This window comes from Pseudoalteromonas sp. MBR-15 (assembly GCF_053628915.1).
Genome location: NZ_JBRJHH010000009.1, coordinates 70,336 through 95,751, shown reverse-complemented (window position 1 = coordinate 95,751; position 25,416 = coordinate 70,336). Strand labels below are relative to the sequence as shown.

The window sequence follows — 25,416 nt, the reverse complement described above, 5'->3', positions numbered from 1 at the left end:
CTTTGTTAATCATACCAGATTATTTATGTAAGGCGAGAATCAGCCATGCCTTGAATTTGACACAAAAAAACCGGCAAAGTTGCCGGTTTGTTTTAGGTAAACATTATTATGTTTAAAGACCGAGTTTCTTCTCAAGGTAGTGGATATTAGTACCACCGTTTTGGAAGTTTTCATCTGCCAAGATTTTCTTGTGCAGTGGGGTGTTGGTCTTAATGCCGTCGATAACTAATTCGTTTAACGCATTACGTGAACGCGCAATCGCTACATCACGGTTTTCACCGTAACAGATCAACTTACCAATCATTGAATCGTAATGAGGTGGTACAGTGTAATCAGCATAAATGTGGCTGTCCCAACGAATACCTAAACCGCCAGCTGGGTGGAATCGTGTGATTTTACCCGGTGAAGGAATGAAGGTTTCAGGGTCTTCTGCGTTAATACGACACTCAATGGCGTGACCACGAATAACCACATCTTCTTGAGTGAATGATAATGGTTGACCCGCAGCAATTTTTAGCTGTTCTTTAATTAAGTCAACACCTGTTACCATCTCTGTTACAGGGTGCTCAACTTGAATACGGGTGTTCATTTCAATGAAGTAGAACTCACCGTTTTCGTATAAGAACTCAAAAGTACCTGCACCGCGATAACCGATTTCGATACATGCACGAGTACAACGATCACCGATGAACTTACGCATTTCAGCTGTAATGCCCGGTGCGGGTGCTTCTTCAACCACTTTTTGGTGACGACGTTGCATTGAACAGTCACGCTCACCAAGGTGAACAGCGTTACCTTGGCCGTCAGCTAATACTTGTACTTCGATATGACGTGGGTTTTCTAGGAATTTTTCCATGTAAACCATGCCATTACCGAAGAACTGCTTCGCTTCTTGTTGTGTTAATGCGATTGAATCTACTAATTCTTTTTCGCTACGCACAACACGCATACCACGACCACCGCCGCCGCCTGCTGCTTTAATGATTACAGGGTAACCAATGCGCTTAGCGATTTGAATATTGCGTTCATTATCAGCCGTTAATGGACCATCAGAACCTGGTACACATGGTACGCCAGCTTTACGCATTGCTTCAATTGCAGATACTTTGTCGCCCATTAGACGAATTGTGTCGCCTCTTGGACCGATAAACACAAAGCCGCTTTGCTCTACTTGATCAGCAAAGTCTGCATTCTCAGAAAGAAAACCATAACCTGGGTGAATCGCCACCGCATCCGTTACTTCTGCCGCCGCAATAATGCGCGGAATATCTAAGTAACTTTCAGACGCAGCAGGTTTACCAATACAAATTGTTTCGTCTGCCAGTAACACGTGCTTAAGATCACGGTCTGCCGTTGAGTGCACAGCAACAGTTTTGATCCCAAGCTCTTTGCAGGCGCGCAATACACGAAGTGCAATTTCACCTCGGTTTGCAATGACTACTTTATCTAACATAGAGTTGGCCTTTTGTTGCGCTATTATTCAATGATGAATAAAGGTTGATCGAATTCTACTGGCTCGCCGTTTTCAACTAAGATAGCTTTTACTGTGCCCGCTTTGTCTGATTCGATTTGGTTCATCATTTTCATTGCTTCAACGATACACAGTGTATCGCCAACATTTACTTTTGAACCTACTTCTACGTACGGCGCTGCTTCTGGTGATGCTGCTGAGTAGAAAGAACCTACCATTGGTGATTTAACTTGATGACCGGTTGGTGCGGCTGGTGCTGCTTCTGCCGCTGGTGCTTCAGCAACTGGAGCAGGTGCTGCTGCCGGCGCTGGTGCCGCAAAATGTTGAGGTGCATAATGCATTGCAGGACCTGCACTCATATTATTACGGTTAATGCGTACTGATTCTTCACCTTCAGTGATTTCTAATTCAGCAATACCAGATTCTTCTACTAGTTCGATAAGTTTTTTGATCTTGCGAATATCCATTAAACGACCCGCCTGTTAGTTTATTTAAAATTAATGTGTGTTTTGCAACCGATTAACCGCAGCTTCAAGTGCTACTTTATAACCCATTGCTCCTAATCCAACGATAACGCCTTGTGCCACATCCGAAAAATACGAATGATGACGAAATGCTTCACGTGCATGTACATTACTTAAATGCACCTCGTAAAAGGGAATGTTTACACTGAGTAATGCATCTCGTAAGGCAACGCTTGTATGTGTAAATGCTGCAGGGTTGATAATAATACAATCAACCGCTTGCCACGCTGCATGAATTCGCTCAATAAGCGCCGCTTCACTGTTACTTTGAAAATGCGTTAAATCAACATGGTAACGCGTCGCGACCGTGCTTAGTTCAGCCATAATCTCGTCAAGAGATTGTGTGCCATACTTTTCAGGTTCACGCTTGCCAAGCATGTTTAAATTTGGCCCATTTATAACTAAAAGTCTGAATTTTGCAGCCATAATACGCGATATATCCTTTAAGTAACTAGTTTAAACATATTCAACATAAACCCCTGCTTAACTTAAGAGGGTAAATGTAAAATAGCAACTATTTCTCACGTTAACCACCTATTATAGATATTTCGACGTAAATAGCAGCAAAATACTGGTCTAATCACTCTTAAACAAGGCGCATCGTACGTGTGACAAGGAGCTGCGACAAGTTATCCTTGTTGTTTTATTAGGGTGATTAATTATTCAAACCGTTTAAAATTAAACCTAATGTATTAGATTTTACATGAAGTGCTCTTTTAAAAATAAAAACGCCACTCAATTGAGTGGCGTTCAGCTTGTTCGATGCAATTAACCGTTTATTTTGCGTTATTTCGTACTTTTGCTAAATGTTCGGCAAAGTCTTTCGCATTTAAAAAGCCCGTGACTCGTTGCTCGGCTAACTCGTTACCTTGGGTATCAAAAAACAAAATACTTGGTAAACCAAACACCGTGTACTCTTCCATTAACTCAATGGTTTTTGCATCACTTTCGGTTAAATCAATTTGAATTAACTCAAAATGAGCAAACTCACTTTGCACATTGGCATCTGGAAAGGTGTAATGCTCAAATTCTTTACACGCAACACACCAATCGGCATACAGATCCACCATCACTAAACGGCCTTGGCTATTTGCATCACTAATTTTATCTTTAAGCTCTGCTAGGTTCGCCACTTGTGTAAAGCCGTGGTTTTGCTCTGCCACATTAGTAACCACTGATTTAGTCGGCCAAAAGTAGTTTTTCGTTAACGAAGCCCCTGTAATGACTAATAACGTTGCCGCAAACCATAAAACCGTTTTTAGCTTACTTTGCGACTGACCACTTTGCCAATGGTGTAAATACAACGCGGTTGCAAGTGCAAGTAAACCGGCCATCAACCAAATGATTTCAATATCAACAATTCGCTCTAATAAAATGAGTGGCACAACCAACATAATAAAGCCGAACAAAATTTTAACCTGTTCCATCCAACCGCCGGCTTTAGGAAGTAATTTACCACCTGACGTGCCAAGTAATAATAACGGTAAGCCCATACCTAAGCTGAGTACATAAAGCGTCAAGCCGCCTACCAAGTAGTCGCCACTTTGTGCAACATAAAGCAGGGCTGCTGATAACGGTGCCGTGGTACAAGGTGACGCGATTAAACCCGACAACACCCCCATCATAAACACGCCAACATAGTTGCCGCCTTTTTGCTGGTTACTCACCTGAGTGAGCTTATTCATCATGCCGCTTGGCAATTTAATTTCGTACCAACCAAACATCGACATGGCCAGCAATACAAACAAAATACTAAAGCTAATCAGTACGGTTGGGTGCTGTAAATACCCTTGAACTTGTCCACCCAGTGAAGCAACCACCAAACCTAACGCAGCATATGTCACAGCCATACCTTGTACATAGACAAAAGATAATGAAAATGCTTTTTTCGTTGAAAGGTTTTGCTGGCCTGCTATTAAGCTCGATAAAATTGGAAACATCGGAAAAACACACGGCGTAAAGGCCAGACCCACACCCACCAAGAAGAAAATCACTAAATTAGTCAGTAATCCCTGTGAGGCTAATTTATCTGTATAAGACTGCTCCCCCTTGGGAGCTGCAGATGTATTTTTTTGTTCTGTTTTTGAAGGCTCTGCATTTTCTAAAGACTCAGCATTGGCTGTTAATGCCGCTAATGCATTACCCGCAGATGCACTGTCGGTAACCTGCTCACCGGCGATGACTGAAAGAGGGATGGTTCTAACTTCTGGCGGATAACATAAGCCAGCCTCTGCACAGCCCTGAAATCGCACTTTTACAACGGCATCTTCTGTCACGTTGCTTAATTTTGAGATGATACTTAAGGAATCAAAAAAAACCTCGGTTCTGCCAAAAAACTCATCTTCGATTATTTCACCTTTGCCAAGGTCTGGAATTTCAATATCAGCTCCTTTGGCAATTATTTCGACTTTCTTTTTATATAAGTAATAGTCTGGCGCTATGTCCCAGCCAATGAAGAGGGTGTTACCTTGCTGATCAAAATCAAAAACAAAGGCCTGATCCACAGGAAGAAAAGTGTGTTCTGCTGGTTGTTGCAGTAAATTTCCGAGTAAATTGCTATTACTTGCACTGGCTGGCAATAACCACAGTGCGCAGAGTAATAAAAAGAACGATCGCATTAATTAAGTACCTCATCCATCCAATTAAAATAGGCTAAATTGCCTGTTGCGACATCAACGACCTGAATTTCTGGCACCTCATAACTATGCAACTTCTTGATAGTTTGGATCACCTCATTCATTTTTTCTGATTTTGTTTTGATCAGTAACTTACTCTCTTTGGCTTGAGTCACTTCACCTTCCCACATGTAAATAGATTCAATGGTCGGCAAAATGTTCACACAGGCCGCTAGCTTTTCTTTAACTAGGTGCTGAGCCAGCAGACGCGCTTCATTCTCATTTGCACAGGTAGTAAAAATTAGTCGAAAATGCGTAGTCATAAGGAACCTTTATTTGATTACATGAGTCGCACCATAGTAGCCGATAGTCACTACAATGTGTAGCGGCCTCAATGATCCTTGGTTCTACCTTGAAAAAAGACCTGATCACCCATATTTATATTTCACTGACTCAAAAAAGAGCGACATTTTTAGAGAGCGTTATGTTTAGATTTTTGTTTTTATTATTTATTTTAGTGCCGATTGTTGAGATTGCACTGCTTATTCAAGTGAGTGAAGTCATTGGCGGCTTTGCAACCATAGCGCTTGTCATTGTCACCGCGATTGTCGGTGCAAAACTTGTAAAGCAGCAAGGTATTGGTGCTATTCAAAACGTACAACTGCAAATGGCGCAAGGGCAAATGCCTGCAAAAGAGTTATTTACCGGTCTGTGTGTGATTATCGCCGGTGTCTTACTGATGACCCCTGGTATTATGACCGACGTGTTTGGCTTTTTATTATTGACGCCAGTAGTGCGCAATAAATTGGCGGCAGGCCTTGCCAGTCAAGCGACTGTACGTATGAGCTCACAAATGAATCAAGGCGCTGCACACTTTCAATATCATAGTAAAACCAGCCAACATGAAGAGCCAACTCACCAGCCAACAACCATTGATGGCGAATTTGAGCGAAAAGATTAAAAATTTTTAATTTTTATACTTGGATTTTTTTAAGCCACCCCCATTATTGAAGGCAATGAAACGCAACGGGTGGCTTTAGCACTCCCCTGCATAACACAAGATTTTTTCTGTACTGTTCAGAAACTGTTAGGAGAACTAAATAAATGAACATTCGTCCTTTACATGATCGCGTCATCGTTAAGCGTCTAGAAGAAGAAACTAAGTCTGCTGGCGGTATTGTTTTAACTGGCTCTGCAGCTGAAAAATCAACGCGCGGAGAAGTTATCGCTGTTGGTAATGGCCGTGTATTAGACAACGGTGAGGTAAGAGCATTAGAAGTAAAAGCCGGTGACACTGTGCTGTTTGGCTCTTATGTTGAAAAAGCTGAAAAGATCGAAGGTCAAGAGTACCTGATCATGCGTGAAGATAACATTCTAGGCATTGTAGGTTAATCCTACTTTTCGTTTAGCAACCCGTTTACAGAATTTAAGAGGAATTAAATCATGGCAGCAAAAGAAGTACTTTTTGCAAGTGACGCACGTGGCAAAATGCTAACAGGCGTAAATATTTTAGCAAACGCAGTAAGAGTAACTTTAGGTCCTAAAGGCCGTAATGTTGTTTTAGACAAATCATTCGGTGCGCCAGTCATCACTAAAGATGGTGTGTCTGTTGCAAAAGAAATCGAGCTTGAAGACAAGTTCGAGAACATGGGCGCACAAATGGTTAAAGAAGTAGCGTCAAAAGCGAATGACGCTGCAGGTGACGGTACAACAACTGCAACAGTATTAGCGCAAGCTATCGTAAACGAAGGCTTAAAAGCAGTTGCCGCAGGCATGAACCCAATGGATCTTAAGCGCGGTATCGACAAAGCGGTTACAGCAGCTGTTGAAGAGCTTAAAGCATTGTCTGTTCCTTGTGCTGACACAAAAGCGATTGCCCAAGTAGGTACTATTTCTGCTAACTCTGATAGCGAAATTGGTAACATTATTGCTGAAGCAATGGAAAAAGTGGGTCGTGATTCAGGTGTTATCACTGTTGAAGAAGGTCAGTCACTAGAAAACGAATTAGACGTTGTTGAAGGTATGCAGTTTGACCGCGGTTACCTGTCTCCTTACTTCATCAACAACGCCGAAAAAGGCGCTGTAGAGCTTGATAACCCATTCATTCTACTTGTAGATAAAAAAGTATCTAACATCCGTGAGTTACTACCTACATTAGAAGCGGTTGCTAAAGCAAGCAAGCCTTTATTAATTATTGCTGAAGACCTTGAAGGTGAAGCACTTGCAACGCTTGTTGTGAACAACATGCGCGGTATCGTTAAAGTATCTGCGGTTAAAGCACCTGGTTTTGGCGACCGTCGTAAAGCAATGCTACAAGACATCGCAGTCTTAACGGGTGGTACTGTAATTTCTGAAGAAATCGGTTTAGAACTTGAAAAAGCAACAGTTGAAGACCTCGGTACAGCGAAGCGCGTTGTGATCACTAAAGATGACACAACAATCATCGATGGCGCAGGTGAAGAAGACGGTATCAATGGCCGTGTAGCACAAATCAAAGCACAAATCGAAGAAGCAACGTCTGACTACGATAAAGAAAAACTACAAGAGCGTATGGCTAAACTAGCTGGCGGTGTTGCAGTAATCAAAGTTGGCGCAGCAACTGAAATCGAAATGAAAGAGAAGAAAGACCGCGTAGAAGATGCATTACACGCAACTCGCGCAGCGGTTGAAGAAGGTGTTGTACCGGGTGGTGGTGTTGCATTAGTGCGCGCTGCAAACAAGCTGGTAGACTTAATTGGTGACAATGAAGACCAAAGTCACGGTATTAAAGTTGCACTTCGTGCGATGGAAGCACCACTGCGTCAAATCGTTACAAACGCAGGCGACGAAGCATCTGTTGTTGTTAACAATGTGAAAGGCGGTGAAGGTAACTACGGTTATAACGCAGCGTCTGGCGAATACAACGACATGATCGAAATGGGTATCCTAGACCCAACTAAAGTAACGCGTTCTGCACTACAGTACGCAGCTTCAATCGCGGGTCTTATGATCACAACTGAAGCAATGGTTGCTGAAATCCCAAAAGATGACGCTGGTGCCCCTGATATGGGCGGCATGGGCGGCATGGGTGGAATGGGCGGCATGATGTAGTCCACTCCAAGCACTTCGCTTAAAAAACCCAGCTTCGGCTGGGTTTTTTATCTCTACAGATCACTTTACTTTATAACACGCTCAATGTGTTCTAATAACACCTCTGTTGTCCAGTCAACGCCATGGTATGGAATATCAGGCCAGTAAAAATCCCCCTTACCGCGCGCTCTGTTTACATAAACTTTGTTAGGGATTATCACTTTGCTTAACCCTGAGGGAGTATCAACAAATCGAACATCCATATAGGTTGAATCAGCACTGCTCGGCGCACCAAATAACACTGTATTTGAAAATAACTTAAAAGTATCGATTGCATCCAGACACGCACTGGCACATTGTCCGGGCACTATAACGATGGCTTTAGTGTTAAAATCGCTTTCAGATACTTCATCTAAGACCGGTGTCGTTGCTGGCTTCTTCTCAATATAAAAAGGTTCACCCATATCTAACGCCGTCTGCATACCTGCTGAGACTTGTTTTACTATAGCGAAGACCTCGGGCTGGTCTTGCACTTTTGTTTTTAATGACTCAAGGTATTGCGTATTATCTTTGGATGCTCGCCACCAAACGCGTGTATTTTTAGCTAACTGCTCTCTTCGTGATGTCACATGCTGCGGCCCCCAAAGTTGCTCAGCAATTTTCATACTCCAATATGTTGAGCCACCTTGATTATGGCGAAGATCGAATATCACCGCTTTAGCCGTTAGCAACTGTTCACGCTGCTCGGCTAAATCAGTGAAGAGTTGTCGGTAACGTGCTTTTTGTTCTTCATTTGGTGAAAATGAAGGCATTGCTACCCAAGCAATCTCTTGAGTTGCCCAGTGCAGGCCTACCTCGAGCTCATCACCATTGTAAGCATTTACTAAGTGCTGGCGAACATTTTTTGGGCGCTCAGACCATTCAAGTCTAACGCTATACGTCGCGCCACTGACTTTCACAAAATCACAACTTTTAAAGGGGGTTAGAAATGGGTTTCCATCATCCACTAATAATCGCCATCCTTGGTTCCACCAATGACCGGGTTGATCAACTTCACCATAAAATTTAAACAGGGTATCGCGCATTAAGGGTTCAATAGGCGTGTTATTACAGCGCACTATTTTATCCCCTTTCGTTACTTTATCATGCTCGCTGTAATACACTTTTAAGCCATCACCACGCCATACTGCAGAAAACCCGGGCCAGCGTCGTGGCAACTTAACGTCGTCAGGTAACAGTGCAACTGCCCCAGCGTGACCATCTTGCAAAACCGAATTAAAACGTGCAATTGCGGCTGCGTAACCTTGTGCATTTTCTACTTGGTCGGAAAGCATTAAAGCGTGTTGCTTGGCATTAAACAGTAATTGTGGAAACCCTGGGTTATCGCTATCAAACATGCCGGGGTGATTATCGACTGATTGCTGATAAGCAGCTTCAATATCTTTTTGTGTAGTGGCTTTCCACTGGGTTGCTGTTTTTGGAAAGTGTTTTACGGGATGAGAGCTGTCAGCTTGCACACTCACACTTGCAGTGACTAAGGCTATGCCACTCACGAGTAGAGGCAAGTATAAATTAACCGCTTTATTCATATAAATCCTTTTAATTATTTTAATCCAAACAGTGGGTATACATGTAATAGCAACGCGACTATTAACCGTGCTACATATTGTTTAATTTATAACTAATGACTAAAAAATAAAACCCACACTGTCGACACAAGAGCCCACCATTTTGAAACACTCTGATACAACCTACAATAATACTTAATGATTGTGAGCTGTTTATGAGGCGAATGGGCATAAATGAAATTGGCCCTTTAATTTATGGCTTGTTAAGGTGAATTAACTAACTCTCTGACTATCATAAACAAATCACTTGGCAACATACCACGCTCACCATCACGCTCAGCAGCGATATCACCCGCTTTTGCATGTAAGCAGACCCCTAGGCAGGCTGCTTGCTGAGTATCTAGCCCTTGTGCAATTAGGGCTGCAATAACGCCAGTGAGTACATCTCCACTCCCCCCAACAGCAAGGGCTGGATTACCATCTGTGCAGACCCAGGTTTTATTGTTATTGCTAATTAATGTGCCAGCCCCTTTTAGTACGCAGGTTGTGGTATAGCTGTGCGCTAAACGTTTGACCGCTGCAAAACGGTCAGTTTCTATGTCTGAGGTGCTGCAATTAAGCAGCCGTGCGGCTTCACCGGGGTGAGGAGTGATAACCGTGTTTGTCAGTGGAAATGACGACGCATGTTGGGCAATTAAATTAAGTGCATCGGCGTCAATAACTAAGGGTTTATTATTGGTGAAACAGTACTGCATGACTGTTTCAAAGGTAGCCTCAGACCAACTATCAAGCCCCAAACCGGGACCTATGGCAATACAGCTTGCCCATTCAAGAGAAGCAATTAGATTAGCGTCTGTGACCATTAACTCTGGCCTTCCCATACTTACACTGAGAATTGAGCTGGTATGCGTATACACCTTAACCATACCCGCACCTGTTCTCAGTGCCGCTTCTGCCGTTAAGCGAATAGCACCTGCTGTACCTGCATTACCCCCAATGCACAATAACTTACCATGGCTGGTTTTGTGGCTATTGTTATCACGCGCTGGTAGTGAGTTGATTGTTTGCTGATTAATAAGTAAAGCACAGGGTGGGCACAGCAACGCAAATGCATCAGCAATGCCTAAATCTGCAAACTCACATTGCCCTGCATGCGCGCGCCCTTGTCCCGTTACCAAACCTTGTTTAATACCCACAAAGGTCACAGTAACAGTCGCTTTAATTGCAATACCTTGAACGGCGCCAGTATCGGCATGAATACCAGAGGGTAGATCGATAGCTATAATGGGCGCTCGGCTATTATTCGCCGCGTTTATCAGCTCACTAAATGGCGAGCGAACGTCACTTTGAATACCCGTACCAAGCAAACCATCAACGATAACATCAGCCTGTTCAAGCACAGCAAAGTCTGTTGCGATTTCGCCTGTGGCATCTAACCAAGCTTGTTGTGCGGTGAGTGCATCTCCTGACAAGGGTTTGTCAGGTACAGCGGCTATCACTGTCACATTTTTTCCTGCTTGTTTAGCCAAATTTGCAACGATGTAGCCATCACCAGCATTGTTTCCAACGCCGACCAACACCACATAATGCAACGCGTCCGCAAAGTAGTTCACGCTATGCATAAACACAGCCTGACCAGCACGTTCCATAAGCGTGTACATCGCAACACCACAACGTTTAGCCGCAATGGCTTCATTCGTTCTTATTTGTTCGGCTTTAAATAACTGATGTTCAATCATTGGTTTAGTCATTTTTGAGCAATCTATCAATTTACTGTAGCAAGCAACCCCGTAGATAGAAACCTGTTATTCATCTTAATCTTATCGTCTTGTCTATTTATTATTGCTATGTTCTAAAGACACTGACAATAAAAAAAGTTAACCCATGACTAATAACAAAAAAACGGTTATTTCATTATTTTGTGCCTTATTAGCCCTGCCATTAAGCGCAAATACGGTCGATATTTTACCAATGAAAGCGCGCGCTGAATTTATTGATAAAATGATTGAATTACGAGTAAAAACGTTACTGCCCCCTTTAATGAAGCAACATAATATTGATATGTGGCTGCTAATCAGTAGAGAATATAACGAAGATCCTATTTTAAAAACAATGCTGCCTGCGACTTGGTTATCAGCCAGACGCACCACCATTTTGGTGTTTGCTCGAAACCAACAAGGTGGGGTTGATGCGCACGCTATCGCGCCATATAAAATCGGCAAGGTATTCAAAAAGTCATGGGATAAACAAAAGCAACCTGATCAATGGCTTGCTCTAAATGACATAATTGAAACATACCAACCTAAAAATATTGCCCTAAATACCTCTCAAAACTGGGCACATGCCGATGGTCTTGTCGTCGGTGATTTTAATAATCTTAAAAGCGCACTCCCTAAAAAATACCTTGATAAGCTCATCTCTGCTGAACCTCTCGCTATTGAGTGGCTCGAGCAACGTTTACCTGAAGAAGTAGACATGTATAAAAAGGCAGTGGCTATTGCGCATAAAATTATTGCTGAGGGCTTCTCAAGCAAAGTGATAAAGGTAGGTGAAACAACCACAAACGATTTAGCCTGGTGGTTTAGAGAGCGGGTAAGAGAATTAAAACTACAAACATGGTTTCATCCCAGTGTCAGTATACAGCGTGCCGATAAAACAACGTTTGATCATGAAACAAGCTTTAGCAAAGATAATGAGCACATTATTCAAGCGGGTGATCTACTGCATGTTGATTTTGGCATTACCTATTTGCGCTTGAACACTGACACTCAACAACATGCTTACGTGTTAAAAGAAAACGAAACGCAGGCACCAGACTATTTAGTGAATGCCTTAAAAAGTGGCAATCAATTACAAGATATTTTCACCTCACACTTTGCAGCCGGTAAAACGGGTAATGAAGTACTAAAAGAGTCTCGTGCAGAGGCGATTGCTCAAGGGTTAAAGCCCACAATATACACCCACCCTATTGGTTACCATGGCCATGCTGCGGGAACAACGCTGGGTATGTGGGATTCACAACAAGGGGTTGCTGGCGATGGCGACTATCCACTGCACTTAAATACCGCGTATTCGATTGAATTAAACAACGCCGTTTTTATAAAACAATGGAATAAAGAAATTCGAATTATGCTCGAAGAAGATGCGTTTTTCGATAAATCAGGGGTGTGGTATCTAAATGGCAGACAAACTGAGTTACTGCTTATAAAATAAAAAATGGCGCATAATAATTTTATGCGCCGTTTTTTTAATACGTTACCAGTGACTACTCAGTGTCAGGTAAGTTACGACCGTAGAAGATTTCTTGCATCTCGCGTGTTAGCTTAGAGCGGATCTCTTCTTCTTCGTCTTCTGACAAATCAGATGTAGATACACCGAATAAATAGGTATTTAAGTCGGTTTCTTTTAACATCATTTTAGTGTGGAACAAGTTTTCTTGATACACGTTTACGTCCATCATTTGGTACGCTTCTTTTGTATCTTCAGTCATGTAATTCTGAATAGAATTGATCGCATGGTCGATATAGTGTTTCACACCATCAACATCACGCGTGAAACCACGAACACGGTAGTCAATTGTTACTACATCTGACTCAAGGCTGTGAATTAAGAAGTTCAACGCTTTCAGTGGCGAAATAATGCCACACGTTGATACTTCGATATCAGCCCGGAAAGTACAAATACCATCATCAGGGTGCGCTTCTGGGTAAGTGTGAACACAGATATGACTTTTATCTAAGTGTGCTACCACAGTTTCAGGAAGTGGACCCGGCGCTTCATCAACGTCGTACGTTGTTTGCTGCTCAATTGGCTCTTCTGAGATCAGAATTGTTACACTGGCACCTTGCGGATCATAATCTTGGCGAGAAACATTCAAAATGTTTGCACCAATAATGTCCACTACTTCACCTAAAATATCGGTAAGGCGATCAGCACTGTACTGTTCGTCGATATATTCAATATATTCTTTACGCTGTTGTTCAGTCTTCGCGTAGCAAATATCGTAAATACTGAAGCTTAAGCTCTTAGTTAAATTATTAAAGCCATGAAGCTTAATTTTATCGAAGGGTTTATTCATGCTAAACCAACCTTTAAACGAGTGAAACCTGCACCAGCAGAAATAAAAGTTCGCGGATTTTATACGAATTTTGCGTTTGGAAAAAGCGTTATTTTACTTGTTCTTCCACAACTTCATGGCTATGTGTAATTTCTACTGTTTTATCAAGCATTAAGGCTACAGAACAATACTTTTCTGCAGACAATTGAACAGCACGCGCAAGGTGTTTTTCAGACACGTTATCGCCAGTAACCACAAAATGTAGATGAATCTTGGTAAACACACGAGGAGCAGATTCAGCACGCTCAGCACTGAGCTTTACTTGCACGTCAGAAAATGATTGTTTCGCTTTTTTAAGAATACTAACAACATCAACAGATGAGCAACACCCTGCCGACATTAATACCATTTCCATTGGACTTGGTGCAGCACTGTCACTACCCGCATCAAAAACGACATTGTGACCTGAATTTGAAAGGCCAATAAAGGTATCACCTTCTACCCATTTTACATTCGCTTGCATTTATTTTATCTCTAAAAGTTATTTTGCTTGATTGTAAGCAAGTCACACTCAGATGCAATCGAAAAACGATATTAGGTGTTAAAGGAGATTACGCACTTTCAGCAACGGCTGTATCGAATAAGTTTTTTACAAGTCCAGCAAACTCATCAATAAAGGCGTGTTGCTCAACAGTAACAGGTTGATTTGTGACACTGCTTAGTACTTCTTGTAAGTCATAAACGATGCCATCGACTTCGCGAACGATTTGGCTGCGTTGTTCGGTGTTCAATTCTGTATGCTGTTCGCAAAGCAGCATGACATTCTCGGCAATCACGTCTTCAATTAGCTCTAGCACCGTTGGAGCTCCTGGCTTTATTTGACCTGGCTTCTCAAATAGCGCTAAATTTTGAGTGAGATACATGACAAGATCATCGTACCCTTGCCTATCTAAAACCATACGACTGCACACCTAATAAAATGACTAACTCTATAGATTTAAGCAGAAAGCGCTTTTAATTGCTACCTTTGCTATAAAGCCAATACAAAAAAAGCAGCCGGAGCTGCTTTTTATAATCATTAATACTGATTTAGTCTATTTTTAAGCCTGGGCTTAATGTGGCTGGCATAGCCACTTTTTCAAGCTCAACTGACGCAACAGGGTATGCACAGTAGTCTGCTGCATAATATGCGCTTGCTCTGTGGTTACCAGACGCACCAATGCCACCAAACGGAGCCGCACTCGATGCACCCGTAATTGGGCGGTTCCAGTTAACAATACCAGCACGAATACGACGTAAGAAGTGGTCGTAATCAGCTGCATTGTCACTTAATAGACCCGCTGATAAACCAAAGCTTGTGTCATTTGCTTTATCAATGGCAGCATCAAAATCAGTAAAGCGGAAAACTTTAAGAAGTGGACCAAAGTGCTCTTCATCAGGGAAATTAGTCACGTTTGTACACTCTAAAATGCCTGGCGTTACAAAGCCGGTATTTTCTGTATGCGTTAACTCAACTAATACGTCAGCACCTAGTTCTACTAATTGCTGTTGTGCTGCAGCCATACTCGCGGCAGCCGCAGCTGAAATCATAGAGCCCATGAACGGCTGTTCATCAGCATCATATTCACCTACTTTAATCGCTTTGGTTGCTTTTATTAGACCCGCTAAGATGGCGTCACCTTGCTCGCCCACAGGTAAGAATAACTTACGCGCACAGGTACAACGTTGGCCTGAAGAAATAAACGCAGATTGAATTATATCGTGAATAGCAGCTTTAGTATCCGCAACGTCAGTCACGATAAGCGGGTTATTCCCCCCCATTTCTAAAGCAAGGATTTTACCCGGTTGACCTGCAAATTGCTCATGTAGGATATGACCTGTACGCGATGACCCCGTAAAGAATAAGCCGTCAATACCTTTATGCGCCGCAAGCGCTTTGCCTGTATCAACTTCACCTTGAACAAGGTTAATAACCCCATCAGGTAAACCTGCTTTTTGCCACAGTTTTAAAGTCAGCTCTGCAACAGCGGGAGTGAGCTCAGAAGGTTTAAATACAACCGTGTTACCCGCTAGTAATGCCGGAACAATATGCCCATTTGGTAAATGACCCGGGAAGTTATATGGACCAAAAACGGCAACAACACCATGTGGTTTATGACGGATCATCGCACGGCCTTGTGGCATGGGGTTTTCAACGTCGCCGGTACGCTCTAAAAACGCTTTTTCAGAGATCGCAATTTTACCCACCATGGCGCCTGCTTCAGTGCGAGTTTCCCACAACGGTTTACCTGTTTCTTGCGCAATGATCAGCGCTAACTCTTCACTATGCTCTTTAAGCGTTTCAGCGAACGTTTTAACAATAGCTAAACGTTCTGCAAATGATTTATCTGCCCAACTATAAAAAGCTTGGCGCGCGGCATTTACAGCACTGTCTACTTGCTCAGCCGTGGCTGTATTTGCTTGCCAAATAACATCATTATTTGCAGGGTTTACAGAGTTGAATGCATGACCAAGGCCTGCTTGCCATTGACCATTAATAAATTGCGCTGCATGCGTCATTACTGTGTCTCCTAAATTCTATAGTTTTGCAACTGATACGGTGTCGCCAGCTTCTAAGTGAAGGGCTTTTGCAAGCTCACTTGAAAGGGTAATTGTATCGACATCACACGGTAGATTAATTTGTGTCACTGTGGCTCTAAAGTCAGTCAATTTATCATTAGCGAGCATCACGGTGGTGTCGCCTTGGCTTTGACCTATTTCGACCTGCACCTTTCTTGAATTACGAATCGTAGCGATATTATCCACTTTAGCTTCAACCGTAGGACCCGCATCGAAAATGTCAACGTAGCCGTTAAAAGTGAAACCTTCACTCTTCAACAGCTCAATAGCTGGGCGAGTATTATCATGCACATGACCAATAACAGCTTGCGCATCTTTGCTTAATAGATTCACGTAAATTGGGTATTTAGGCATTAACTCGGCAATAAATACTTTTTGACCTATTCCCGTCAGGTAATCGGCTGTTGGAAAATCCATTGAGAAAAAGTGCTCTTCAAGCCATTGCCAAAATGGGCTTTCGCCATTCTCGTTTGACACACCACGCATTTCTGCAATAACAGTTTCAGCAAAACGTTCTTTATGTTGATTAATAAACATAAAACGTGCTTTTGATAGTAATTTACCATTGTTATTTTTGCGGTAACCATCTCTCAAAAACAATGTACATAGCTCTGTTGCACCGGTGTAATCATTACATAGCGTTAAGATATCAACGGCTTTATAAACGTTAAGTGTACGCGATGAATGAATCGCTTTACTTAAATGATAATGATAAAACGCGTCATCTAAACCCACGGCGGCTTCGATGGCTGAAGTACCCACTACTTCGCCTGTTTCGCTATCTTCAAGAACAAACAGGTAACCTTCATCACCAGGCTGCTGGGCTACTTTTGCAAATGAGCTCAGTGAATGATCGATTTTCTTTTGTAACAACTCTTCATTATTAGGCAAAGATGTAAAACCATGCCCTGATTCATGGGCAATTTTAAGTAATGCTGGGTAATCACTTTGCTGGATTGGGCGAAGGATCATCATGAGTCCGCTTGCTCCCTTATAAATAACGGTAAATTATGAACGCGGGCAAGCAGTGCTTGCCCTGATATGTCAGTTGAATGATTAGCCGTTAACGACTTTAGCAACTGCTTTTTCGAAACGAGCCATACCTTCGCGGATATCAGCGTCAGGGATAACAAGTGAAGGAGTAAAGCGAACAACATCTGCACCCGCTACTAATGACATGACGCCTTCTTCGGTCCCTGCCACTAAAAACTCTTTTGCACGGCCTTTGAATTGCTCAGTAACCACTGCACCCAATAGTAGACCTTCGCCACGAATTTCACTAAATACGTTGTACTTGTCGTTGATTGCAGTTAATAGTTCGCGGAATAAAGCCGATTTTTCTTTAACGCCACTTAATACCTCTGGTGTATTCACCGTATCAAATGCAGCTTCTGCAACAGCACACGCAAGTGGGTTACCACCATAAGTAGAACCGTGTGTTCCTACTTTTAAGTGCTGAGCAATATCAGTTGTGGTGATCATTGCACCAATAGGAAAACCGCCACCTAACGCTTTAGCTGTGGTTAAGATATCAGGCGTGACATTTAAACCTTGATACGCATAAAGCTCACCAGTACGGCCGACACCTGTTTGTACTTCATCAAAAATTAACAGCGCATTGTGCTTAGTACACAGCTCACGTACACCTTTTACAAACTCTTTTGTTGGTGAAATAATCCCGCCTTCACCTTGTAGAGGTTCCATCATAACTGCACATGTATTGTCACTGATCAGTGCTTCGAATGCCGCTAAATCATTGTAATCACAATGTACGATATCGCCCGGCTTAGGACCGAAGCCGTCTGAATAGGCAGCCTGGCCACCTACTGTTACAGTAAAGAATGTACGACCGTGGAAACCTTTATTGAATGAGATAATTTGTGATTTTTGCTCACCAAAGTTATCAAGTGCAAAACGACGCGCAAGTTTTAATGCGGCTTCGTTTGCTTCTGCACCAGAGTTAGCAAAATAAACTTTTTCTGCGAACGTTGCATCGGTTAACTTTTTAGCTAAACGCAGTGCTGGCTCATTGGTCATCACATTTGATAGATGCCAGATTTTCTCGCCCTGCTCTTTTAATGCACTTACTAAGGCCGGGTGACAGTGGCCAAGGCAGTTAACAGCAATACCACCTGCAAAATCGATAAATTCACGACCTTCTTGGTCCCAAACTCGAGAGCCTTCGCCTCGCACAGGAATAACACTTGATGGTGCATAGTTAGGAACCATTACGTGATCAAATAATTCGCGATTGACTGTCATTTTATATCCTCTTTATCGTAAGCACACGCCATCTTAAGCGGCGCTATAAAGCTAAACTAAGCTATTTTACTAAGCTAATTGAGCTTAGAGTAAAATCACCTTAATTACTCTTTGGTTCAATTTTCATTCATCCATTATTTCAGAAAAAAATCCATCTGTCTCTTAGAAAACTTTCATGCAGCCCTTGAAAATAAAGGGTTTGAGATATTTTTTCATGGATAGTGAATAACTATTTGAGGGGTATTTTTTATACAAAATACACTTAAAAGGCGCGCTGCTAGCAAACCACGCATGGGCACGTTATCTAAATATTGCTATCGCTCAGCATTTACAATGAATGAATAGTCGCAAAAAAATTAACAATTATTTTAATTAATTTGGATATGGAAGTTCTCAAAGTTGCATTTTGCCAGTTCATCAAGCTCATTTTGTGTAAAACCATAATGCGTAAACCAGCGTTGAACTTCATCTTTCTCAACTAACTGATGTTCGTTCAAGCTTAAAAACTGCGCATAGCACCGTGCTTTTAAAATCACTTGGGTCAGAGGAAGGTATTCATCATTTTTAGCAAGGGGTGTCGTTAATTGCTGCAAAACGGCGTTAAACGGCAAATACCGAAATGCCATTTGCTCAATCACGGTGGCTGTCACTTTAAGTGACAATTTGCTTAATAACGAACTTAAAAATAAAGGATCGGGTTTTAACTCTAATAATGCAGTATGCAAATCTTTCTTTTGTTCTTCGCGCGCCATAGCCACCTTGCGTTGCCACACTCGCTCAAAAGTGCGCAAATAGAGCCTTACTAAGGCAATTTTCCCTACATCCAATAACATGCCTAAAGTAAACGCGTGTTCTTCATTAACGCCGTTTAGCTTTGCTATTTCTTGTGCTGCAATAGCGCATGCCATTGAATTATCTCGTAAGCGGCGCTTTAATAAAGGAAAGGGTTCTGTGCTGTGAGGCATCCAGTGACGTACTGCGAATGTCGGGACCACAAATTTCAGGTTATCAAGACCTATATAACGCAATGCGAGTAACGGGTTATCAACTTTAACGGAAGTGTGTTTACTGCGTTGCTGGCGATAGTATGGCAAATTAACAAACGCGACGAGCTCACGCCCAAGCCAGGTTAAATCTTTAATTAACGGCTCTAAGCGACCTACCGATGCTGAACGTGTCGCAAGAATATCTAAAATAGCGGGCACACTGTCTTGAATGCCAATGGTTTCATGTACCACTGAATCAATATCTTCCAGCTGCTTGTTCATCGCATTTTCAATCACTTGATGTAATTGCTGACTCGCTTGAGCACGATACTTATGGTGCGCTGTACTGCTTTTTTGGCGTTTCTTTTGCGCTGCAACTTCAACTTCTAATAAAGTTCGCTGCTCCATTTGCTCGCCATAATCAATTTCTAAAGTATGAATATAGCCAATCTGACGCTGTGCAAAACTGTGGCCAAGCAAAAGATCATGCGCACGCTCATTAAGCACCATCGCAGTCCTTTGTTGTCGGATTTCATCGGTCATTTGCACAGCAGTATTGTCGTTCATATTTGTAAATAATTAGCTTAAGATTAGAAGCGAGTTAAAAAGTTGGCAAGTAATTCAAGCCCTTGTTGCGTCAAAATTGCTTCAGGATGGAATTGCACACCTTCAAGTGCGAGATCCTTGTGCATTATTCCCATTATTTCATCAAAATGCGTATTGTGTTCGGTCCACGCTGTAATACTGAGCTCACTGGGAAGACTCTGTTTATCAACCACCAGCGAATGGTAACGACATACCGTCAATGGGTTGGCTAAGCCTTTAAAAACACCTTGGTTTGTATGGTGCACTAAGGAGGTTTTACCGTGCATAACCTGTCGTGCTCGTACGACCTCACCTCCCAATGCTTGCGCAATTGTTTGATGTCCCAAGCAGATACCTAAAATAGGCAGCTGCCCTTTAAACTCTTCAACCACTTGCAGCGAAATACCGGCTTCATTTGGTGAGCAAGGCCCAGGAGAGATGACAATATGTTCGGGCTTTAATTGCTTGATGTCGGCAACACTTATCTCATCGTTTCGTTTAACCAATACCTCTTGATCCAAGCGCTGAAAGTATTGCACTAGGTTGTAGGTAAACGAATCATAGTTGTCGATCATTAACAGCATTGCGTGTAACCCAAAATTACTCAGTCAAAATAATGAAGCGACATTTTACCCCAAGCGCCCAGAAATGTCGGCAAAAAACGGCTACTCAGAAACGAATAAGTGTGCAGAAAGTGCTGCTTTTTCTTGCTCATCTAACTTTTGCGAACATTTATTAGCAAAATCATACCGTACCAAGACCGTTTTACCCACCGCACAACATGTGCCTTGCTGCCACGCTTCTTGACGTAATACAAAGGAGCTTGAACCAATATGCTCAACACTTGTTTTTATCTCAACATCGTGGCCATAAAACAACTCTCCGACAAAGCTTACTTCAACCTTGGCTATAATCAATTTCCACTGATGCGGATTTAAATCCGGTGTAAAAAATCTAAAAATAGGCGCACGGGCGGCTTCAAACCACACGGGGAGTACGGTATTGTTGATATGCCCTAAGACATCCGTTTCGCTAAATCGGGGCGTGATTGATTCAATAAACATAGTAACCCTATAAAAAATATAAACTAAAGGTAGCTCATGACGGACTTTATTCGCGTATACGAAAACGCCCTTAGCAAAGAATTTTGCGATAATTTTATCACGGTATTTGAACAAAGCCCGCATTTAAAACAAGGCATTACCTCTGGTGGCGTTGATTTATCTAAAAAAGACAGCCGCGATTTATACCTAAATAATCACCCAGAATACGCCGAACAATTAAAACATATTCAACAAACCACCGCAGGGTACATCTTTAAGTATCTCGAAGAGCATATTTTTATGATGATTGGCGCGTTTGGATTAAAAGTCTATCACCCAAAAACCGGTCAACCCGTTGACTTAAACCAAGACAACTTTGAAGAAGTCGGCAAGCCGCAACTGCCTTTACTAGTCCAGCAAATCTTTAGAATGGGTAACATTCAGGCGCAAAAATACGACATCAATAAAGGGGGCTACCCATACTGGCACAGTGAGGTATACCCGCAAGTAGGTCATAACGAAGCGCTTCATCGCGTATTGTTGTTTATGTTTTACTTAAACGATGTAGAGGAAGGTGGTGAAACCGAATTTTACTATCAACAACGTAAAATATCGCCCAAGAAAGGAACGATGGTGGTGGCTCCTGGCTACTTTACCCACACTCACCGTGGCAATAAGCCAATCTCAAACGATAAGTATATTTTGACCTCGTGGATATTGTTTAATCGTGCCGAGCAAATTTACGGCCAACCACAGTCATAACGTTCAATAAGATAAGTGCGACACCCCTGTCGCACTTTTTAAGCAATCAGTCTTAATCTGTCACGTTATTTCATCTACAACGGTAAATAGATTTGTGCACTTAAGCCACCTTCGGGGCGATTAAGCAACTGCACTTTTCCGCCATGCATATCAACAATACGTTTGATTATTGCCAGCCCTAAACCGCTACCTTCACTACCACGCGCCGCATCACCTTGTTTAAACGGTTCAAACACGGTTTCAAGTTCACTCTCAGGAATACCAGGGCCTTGATCATTTACAACCACCATCGCGAATTTTTTATTGCTACTCAGGCGAGTTTCAACCTCAATATCACCCTGTGAATAACGTATCGCGTTTTCAATCATATTAGTGACAACACGTTTTATTGCCACCATGCTCACTGGTACATCATGAATACTGGGGTTTTCTTTAAAGGTGATGCTGCGATGATGCTTTTGTTCTGCTTCGACGACTTCTGCAACAATCGCATTTAAATCTTCAAGCGCAAGCTCTTCGCGCTTGTGATGACGCAAGTACTCTATAAATTGATCAATAATCGCATTCATATCTTCGATATCATGGATTATCCCTTCGCGAAGGTAGTCTTCATCATCTGACATCATTTCTGTGGCTAAACGAATGCGCGTAAGCGGCGTTCTAAGGTCATGAGATACCCCCGCCATTAGCAAACGACGGTCGTTTTCTAATGCCGCAATACCCCGAGACATCTGATTAAAAGCACGCGTTACTTCAATGACTTCGGTTGAGCCCTGCTCTTCGAGTTTGGTGGAGAAGTCGCCCACCCCCACTTTTACAGCAGCTTGTTGCAGTGCTTTTAAAGGACGGTTCAAGTGACGCGCAAACAACCAGCCACCTAGCACACTTAAAAAACCTATACTGGACAAGTAAAAAGTTAAAAATTTCAGGTTGTTTTCTTGCAAACCCGTTAAGGGTACGCGCACCCAATAACCAGGGGCTTGCGGTGCTTCAACCCAATATACAAGCGGATCCGTTTGGCTAATGCGCACACGTGCTGAACCATTTAACTCTTTAGACATGCTGCGCGAAAGCATTGAATACTCACGTGTTTCAGCCAGCCCTTCGCGCATTGCTTGGCGCTGGGTCATGACTTCTATCCCTGTTATTTCAAAGAACTTTTCAGAGGCTTCTTTGCTCACTTCAACGCCTTCTTCCCACTCGATAAACACCGTTTTAATTTGCTTAGCGAGGATCAGATTTACTTGCTCTATGGTTGGCTTTACAACATAAAAGCTGACCGTGATATATGACACGATCTGGTTGATTAAAAGCAACGCTGCAACTAAAAATACGGTTTGCCCAAATGCGCTTCGCGGAAACATACCCATTATTGCTACTTTTCACCGTCTGGTACAAATACGTAGCCTAAGCCCCATACAGTTTGAATATAACGAGGATTAGCAGCGTCAACCTCAATCATGCGACGCAAACGCGAAACCTGTACGTCGATACTACGCTCAAGTGCGCTGTAGTCTCGGCCTCGCGCAAGGTTCATTAACTTATCACGACTTAACGGTTCACGCGGGTGTGTGACAAGCGCTTTTAATACCGCAAACTCACCACTGGTTAATGACATGGTGTTATCACCTTGCGTCATCTCACGCGTGGCTAAATTTAGTGTGAATTCACCAAAACTAATTTCGTTTTCCTCTGCAGCAGGCGCACCTGGTACTTCTTTAGCACGACGACGTAAAATCGCTTTAATGCGTGCCAATAGTTCGCGTGGGTTAAACGGTTTAGGAATGTAATCATCAGCACCGAGCTCAAGACCTATTATACGGTCTACTTCGTCACCTTTAGCTGTTAACATCACAATGGGTATATCGTTTTCTTTTTGTCGTAAACGGCGACAAATGGATAAACCGTCTTCGCCGGGTAACATTAAATCGAGTACGATTAAGTGGAAATTTTCACGCTCGAGTAAGCGATCCATCTGCTCTGAATTTGCTGCTGTACGAACAATAAACCCTTGCTCTACCAAATAACGTTCAAGCAAACTGCGTAAACGCATATCGTCATCAACAACTAATACCTTTGTCGTTTCGTGTCCCATAACTTTCATTCTTGTTGTAATGTGTTACTTGTTAATATAAATGAAAAACTTAAGAATAAAAATCGAATTGCACGCTTAGATTGTTACGGAACATTTCAAAATCCTACTCGACAAAGACAAAAGACTTTTATACCGTGCGGCAGGTTTTCTTGTGAGGCTAAGTAAAATGGCAAAAACAAATTTAATTACGCGTGAAGGTTATCAACAATTACAACAAGAACATGACTATTTGTGGCATGAGAAGCGTCCTGAAATTACCAAAATTGTCACGTGGGCAGCAAGCTTAGGTGACCGTTCTGAAAACGCCGATTATCAATTCAATAAACGTGTTTTACGACAAATAGATCGCCGCGTACGTTACCTAAGAAAACGTATGCCAGATCTAAAAATTGTTGACTACAATCCGCAACAAGCAGGCAAAGTATTTTTTGGCGCTTGGGTCGAAATTGAAAATGAACAAGGCGACATCAAACGATTTCGTATTGTGGGCCCAGACGAAATTTATGAGCGTAAAGATTATATTTCTATCGACGCACCTATGGCGCGTGCGCTATTGGGTAAAGAAGTGGATGACGAATTTTCGGTCATCACACCCGAAGGCACAAAAGAATGGTTCGTCAATGAAATAACTTACCCTAACGCACCCTAATTTATCTTTAAATATTCAGAAAACATTAATTAGTGATTGTCTACTCTAAAAATGTGTTCTATAACTAAAGAGACTCAAGACGCATTTAGTGCTTGAGGTTTTAGAAGGTAGTAAGTATGTCAAACCTAATACATCGCATCATGAGTAATGCCATTGTATTCGCGCTTTTAATGAGTGCGAGTTTGATATCTTACGCCAATGACATTGAAAGCCACTCAGACAGTGTTACGCCAACCGCACATTTCATTGCGTGTGACAGTACAGACCCAGCCAATACAGATACTGACTTTGACAAACATACCCCATCGCTGATTGCCAGTGCAGCTCAACCACTGCCAGATGGCCGTGTTGCGGTGTATGTTAATCCTTGTTCTGTTATTTCTGTGTTCAGCGCGCATCAGCGAGGTCCCCCTGCTTTTTAATTAACTCAAAATTGTTTCAATTAAAGTTTTATTAAAATGTATGGTGATCAAAATGAATAATTTCAAAGAATTACGTCTACAAGACATTTCAAATGGCGCATTATCTAATGCTGTAAATGAAGTTGAGCCAACCCTAGACCTAACCTCTCCGGCGCTTAAAGTATTAAATAGCTTCACCAGTAAAGACCCGTTACGCGCTCATTACGACACAACGGTTGTTAATGCACTGAAACAAACTAGCAATCACTGTTCTGACTTTATCTTAGTAATTGATAGTGAAGATAAGTTACTGGGTATTACATCAAGTGCTGACCTGCAAAGCTCTAAGATTATGATGCTTGCACAGCGCTTAAACCTGCACCGTGACGAGATTACATTACACGATGTAATGACACCGCTTAGTAATTTAGCGGGTGCAAGCTTACAAAGCATTAGTTACGCATGCATTGGCGATGTACTACAAACAATGGAGCATCAAGGTATGATGTTCTTGCTAGTCACCAGTAAAGAGCATGAAATTTGTGGGCTAATTTCTGCGCGTCAAATTGCTAAAAAGTTACATATTCCTGTTAATATCAACCCCATTGCTAATAGCTTCAGTGAAGTGATGCAACACATCGATCACCCTCACTAAGTATTAAAATTTGCGTTGTGAAGAACTATTTCAGCGGGCCTTAAAAGCAGTGCTT

The 25,416-nt window shown here is 42.3% G+C and carries 26 protein-coding genes; 8 read left to right on the top strand and 18 right to left on the bottom strand.

Features of this window, described 5'->3' with window-relative positions; genetic code table 11:
* Window positions 1–112 precede the first annotated feature (112 nt).
* The 5 genes from accC to cutA form a co-directional block, all read right to left on the bottom strand.
* On the bottom strand, window positions 113–1,453 hold the full coding sequence (gene accC / locus ACSSVW_RS13410) for an acetyl-CoA carboxylase biotin carboxylase subunit (protein WP_036973357.1): 1,341 nt from the start codon (window positions 1,451–1,453) through the stop codon (window positions 113–115).
* A gap of 23 nt (window positions 1,454–1,476) precedes the next feature.
* Complete coding sequence (gene accB / locus ACSSVW_RS13405) at window positions 1,477–1,938, bottom strand: acetyl-CoA carboxylase biotin carboxyl carrier protein (RefSeq protein WP_036973358.1); 462 nt, start codon at window positions 1,936–1,938, stop codon at window positions 1,477–1,479.
* A gap of 30 nt (window positions 1,939–1,968) precedes the next feature.
* On the bottom strand, window positions 1,969–2,421 hold the full coding sequence (gene aroQ, locus ACSSVW_RS13400) for a type II 3-dehydroquinate dehydratase (protein WP_036973359.1): 453 nt from the start codon (window positions 2,419–2,421) through the stop codon (window positions 1,969–1,971).
* A 350-nt stretch (window positions 2,422–2,771) separates the two neighbouring features.
* Window positions 2,772–4,613, bottom strand: a complete 1,842-nt coding sequence (locus ACSSVW_RS13395) for a protein-disulfide reductase DsbD (RefSeq protein ID WP_454179479.1) — start codon at window positions 4,611–4,613, stop codon at window positions 2,772–2,774.
* Window positions 4,613–4,933, bottom strand: a complete 321-nt coding sequence (gene cutA / locus ACSSVW_RS13390) for a divalent-cation tolerance protein CutA (protein ID WP_036973361.1) — start codon at window positions 4,931–4,933, stop codon at window positions 4,613–4,615. The genes ACSSVW_RS13395 and cutA overlap by 1 nt, the downstream gene beginning before the upstream one ends.
* A gap of 161 nt (window positions 4,934–5,094) precedes the next feature.
* On the opposite strand from cutA, the gene ACSSVW_RS13385 reads away from it, so the two are divergent.
* The 3 genes from ACSSVW_RS13385 (at window position 5,095) to groL (ending at window position 7,700) form a co-directional block, all read left to right on the top strand.
* Complete coding sequence (locus tag ACSSVW_RS13385) at window positions 5,095–5,571, top strand: FxsA family protein (protein WP_036973751.1); 477 nt, start codon at window positions 5,095–5,097, stop codon at window positions 5,569–5,571.
* A gap of 143 nt (window positions 5,572–5,714) precedes the next feature.
* Window positions 5,715–6,002 carry a co-chaperone GroES gene (locus tag ACSSVW_RS13380; RefSeq protein ID WP_036973362.1) on the top strand — a complete coding sequence of 96 codons (288 nt, stop codon included), beginning with the start codon at window positions 5,715–5,717 and terminating at the stop codon, window positions 6,000–6,002.
* A 51-nt stretch (window positions 6,003–6,053) separates the two neighbouring features.
* On the top strand, window positions 6,054–7,700 hold the full coding sequence (groL, locus tag ACSSVW_RS13375; RefSeq protein ID WP_075594292.1) for a chaperonin GroEL: 1,647 nt from the start codon (window positions 6,054–6,056) through the stop codon (window positions 7,698–7,700).
* Between the two features lie 65 nt (window positions 7,701–7,765).
* Here the strand turns inward: groL and ACSSVW_RS13370 are convergent, their stop codons facing one another.
* Entirely contained in the window at window positions 7,766–9,268 is a 1,503-nt protein-coding gene (locus tag ACSSVW_RS13370) for a S41 family peptidase (protein WP_454179478.1), read from the bottom strand.
* Between the two features lie 242 nt (window positions 9,269–9,510).
* Window positions 9,511–10,986, bottom strand: a complete 1,476-nt coding sequence (locus ACSSVW_RS13365; protein ID WP_454179519.1) for an NAD(P)H-hydrate dehydratase — start codon at window positions 10,984–10,986, stop codon at window positions 9,511–9,513.
* Between the two features lie 145 nt (window positions 10,987–11,131).
* On the opposite strand from ACSSVW_RS13365, the gene ACSSVW_RS13360 reads away from it, so the two are divergent.
* Window positions 11,132–12,460 carry a M24 family metallopeptidase gene (locus ACSSVW_RS13360; protein ID WP_454179477.1) on the top strand — a complete coding sequence of 443 codons (1,329 nt, stop codon included), beginning with the start codon at window positions 11,132–11,134 and terminating at the stop codon, window positions 12,458–12,460.
* 52 nt (window positions 12,461–12,512) lie between these two features.
* On the opposite strand, the gene speD is transcribed toward ACSSVW_RS13360, so the two are convergent.
* From speD to ACSSVW_RS13315, 9 genes are all read right to left on the bottom strand, one after another.
* Window positions 12,513–13,325: an adenosylmethionine decarboxylase gene (gene speD / locus ACSSVW_RS13355; RefSeq protein ID WP_036973370.1), complete on the bottom strand. Its 813-nt coding sequence runs from the start codon at window positions 13,323–13,325 to the stop codon at window positions 12,513–12,515.
* Window positions 13,326–13,413: 88 nt separating this feature from the next.
* A complete protein-coding gene (locus tag ACSSVW_RS13350; RefSeq protein WP_036973371.1) occupies window positions 13,414–13,827 on the bottom strand; it encodes an OsmC family protein in 414 nt (137 codons plus the stop codon).
* An 88-nt stretch (window positions 13,828–13,915) separates the two neighbouring features.
* Entirely contained in the window at window positions 13,916–14,263 is a 348-nt protein-coding gene (locus tag ACSSVW_RS13345) for a DUF3802 family protein (RefSeq protein WP_065979400.1), read from the bottom strand.
* Window positions 14,264–14,393: 130 nt separating this feature from the next.
* Window positions 14,394–15,863, bottom strand: coding sequence for a succinylglutamate-semialdehyde dehydrogenase (gene astD / locus ACSSVW_RS13340; RefSeq protein WP_454179476.1), 1,470 nt, complete (start codon window positions 15,861–15,863; stop codon window positions 14,394–14,396).
* Window positions 15,864–15,881: 18 nt separating this feature from the next.
* Window positions 15,882–16,898 (bottom strand): arginine N-succinyltransferase, encoded by a 1,017-nt coding sequence (gene astA, locus ACSSVW_RS13335; protein WP_036973377.1) that lies wholly within the window; start codon window positions 16,896–16,898, stop codon window positions 15,882–15,884.
* A gap of 81 nt (window positions 16,899–16,979) precedes the next feature.
* Window positions 16,980–18,185, bottom strand: a complete 1,206-nt coding sequence (locus ACSSVW_RS13330; RefSeq protein ID WP_036973379.1) for an aspartate aminotransferase family protein — start codon at window positions 18,183–18,185, stop codon at window positions 16,980–16,982.
* Window positions 18,186–18,553: 368 nt separating this feature from the next.
* Window positions 18,554–19,714 (bottom strand): HDOD domain-containing protein, encoded by a 1,161-nt coding sequence (locus ACSSVW_RS13325; RefSeq protein WP_036973752.1) that lies wholly within the window; start codon window positions 19,712–19,714, stop codon window positions 18,554–18,556.
* A 47-nt stretch (window positions 19,715–19,761) separates the two neighbouring features.
* Window positions 19,762–20,340: an anthranilate synthase component II gene (locus ACSSVW_RS13320; protein ID WP_036973380.1), complete on the bottom strand. Its 579-nt coding sequence runs from the start codon at window positions 20,338–20,340 to the stop codon at window positions 19,762–19,764.
* Window positions 20,341–20,421: 81 nt separating this feature from the next.
* On the bottom strand, window positions 20,422–20,820 hold the full coding sequence (locus tag ACSSVW_RS13315) for an acyl-CoA thioesterase (protein WP_036973381.1): 399 nt from the start codon (window positions 20,818–20,820) through the stop codon (window positions 20,422–20,424).
* Between the two features lie 36 nt (window positions 20,821–20,856).
* On the opposite strand from ACSSVW_RS13315, the gene ACSSVW_RS13310 reads away from it, so the two are divergent.
* Window positions 20,857–21,561 (top strand): 2OG-Fe(II) oxygenase, encoded by a 705-nt coding sequence (locus ACSSVW_RS13310; protein ID WP_065979402.1) that lies wholly within the window; start codon window positions 20,857–20,859, stop codon window positions 21,559–21,561.
* Window positions 21,562–21,635: 74 nt separating this feature from the next.
* Here ACSSVW_RS13310 and envZ read toward each other — a convergent pair whose 3' ends face one another.
* Window positions 21,636–22,931, bottom strand: coding sequence for a two-component system sensor histidine kinase EnvZ (gene envZ / locus ACSSVW_RS13305; RefSeq protein ID WP_118844720.1), 1,296 nt, complete (start codon window positions 22,929–22,931; stop codon window positions 21,636–21,638).
* A gap of 5 nt (window positions 22,932–22,936) precedes the next feature.
* A complete protein-coding gene (ompR, locus tag ACSSVW_RS13300; protein ID WP_036973384.1) occupies window positions 22,937–23,656 on the bottom strand; it encodes an osmolarity response regulator transcription factor OmpR in 720 nt (239 codons plus the stop codon).
* A 166-nt stretch (window positions 23,657–23,822) separates the two neighbouring features.
* Between ompR and greB the strand changes: the two genes are divergently transcribed.
* The 3 genes from greB to ACSSVW_RS13285 all read left to right on the top strand — a co-directional run bounded on the left by greB (window position 23,823) and on the right by ACSSVW_RS13285 (window position 25,361).
* Window positions 23,823–24,305 carry a transcription elongation factor GreB gene (greB, locus tag ACSSVW_RS13295; protein WP_036973385.1) on the top strand — a complete coding sequence of 161 codons (483 nt, stop codon included), beginning with the start codon at window positions 23,823–23,825 and terminating at the stop codon, window positions 24,303–24,305.
* A gap of 116 nt (window positions 24,306–24,421) precedes the next feature.
* Window positions 24,422–24,727, top strand: a complete 306-nt coding sequence (locus ACSSVW_RS13290; RefSeq protein WP_180311210.1) for a hypothetical protein — start codon at window positions 24,422–24,424, stop codon at window positions 24,725–24,727.
* Between the two features lie 52 nt (window positions 24,728–24,779).
* Window positions 24,780–25,361 carry a CBS domain-containing protein gene (locus tag ACSSVW_RS13285; RefSeq protein ID WP_454179475.1) on the top strand — a complete coding sequence of 194 codons (582 nt, stop codon included), beginning with the start codon at window positions 24,780–24,782 and terminating at the stop codon, window positions 25,359–25,361.
* Window positions 25,362–25,416 lie beyond the last annotated feature (55 nt).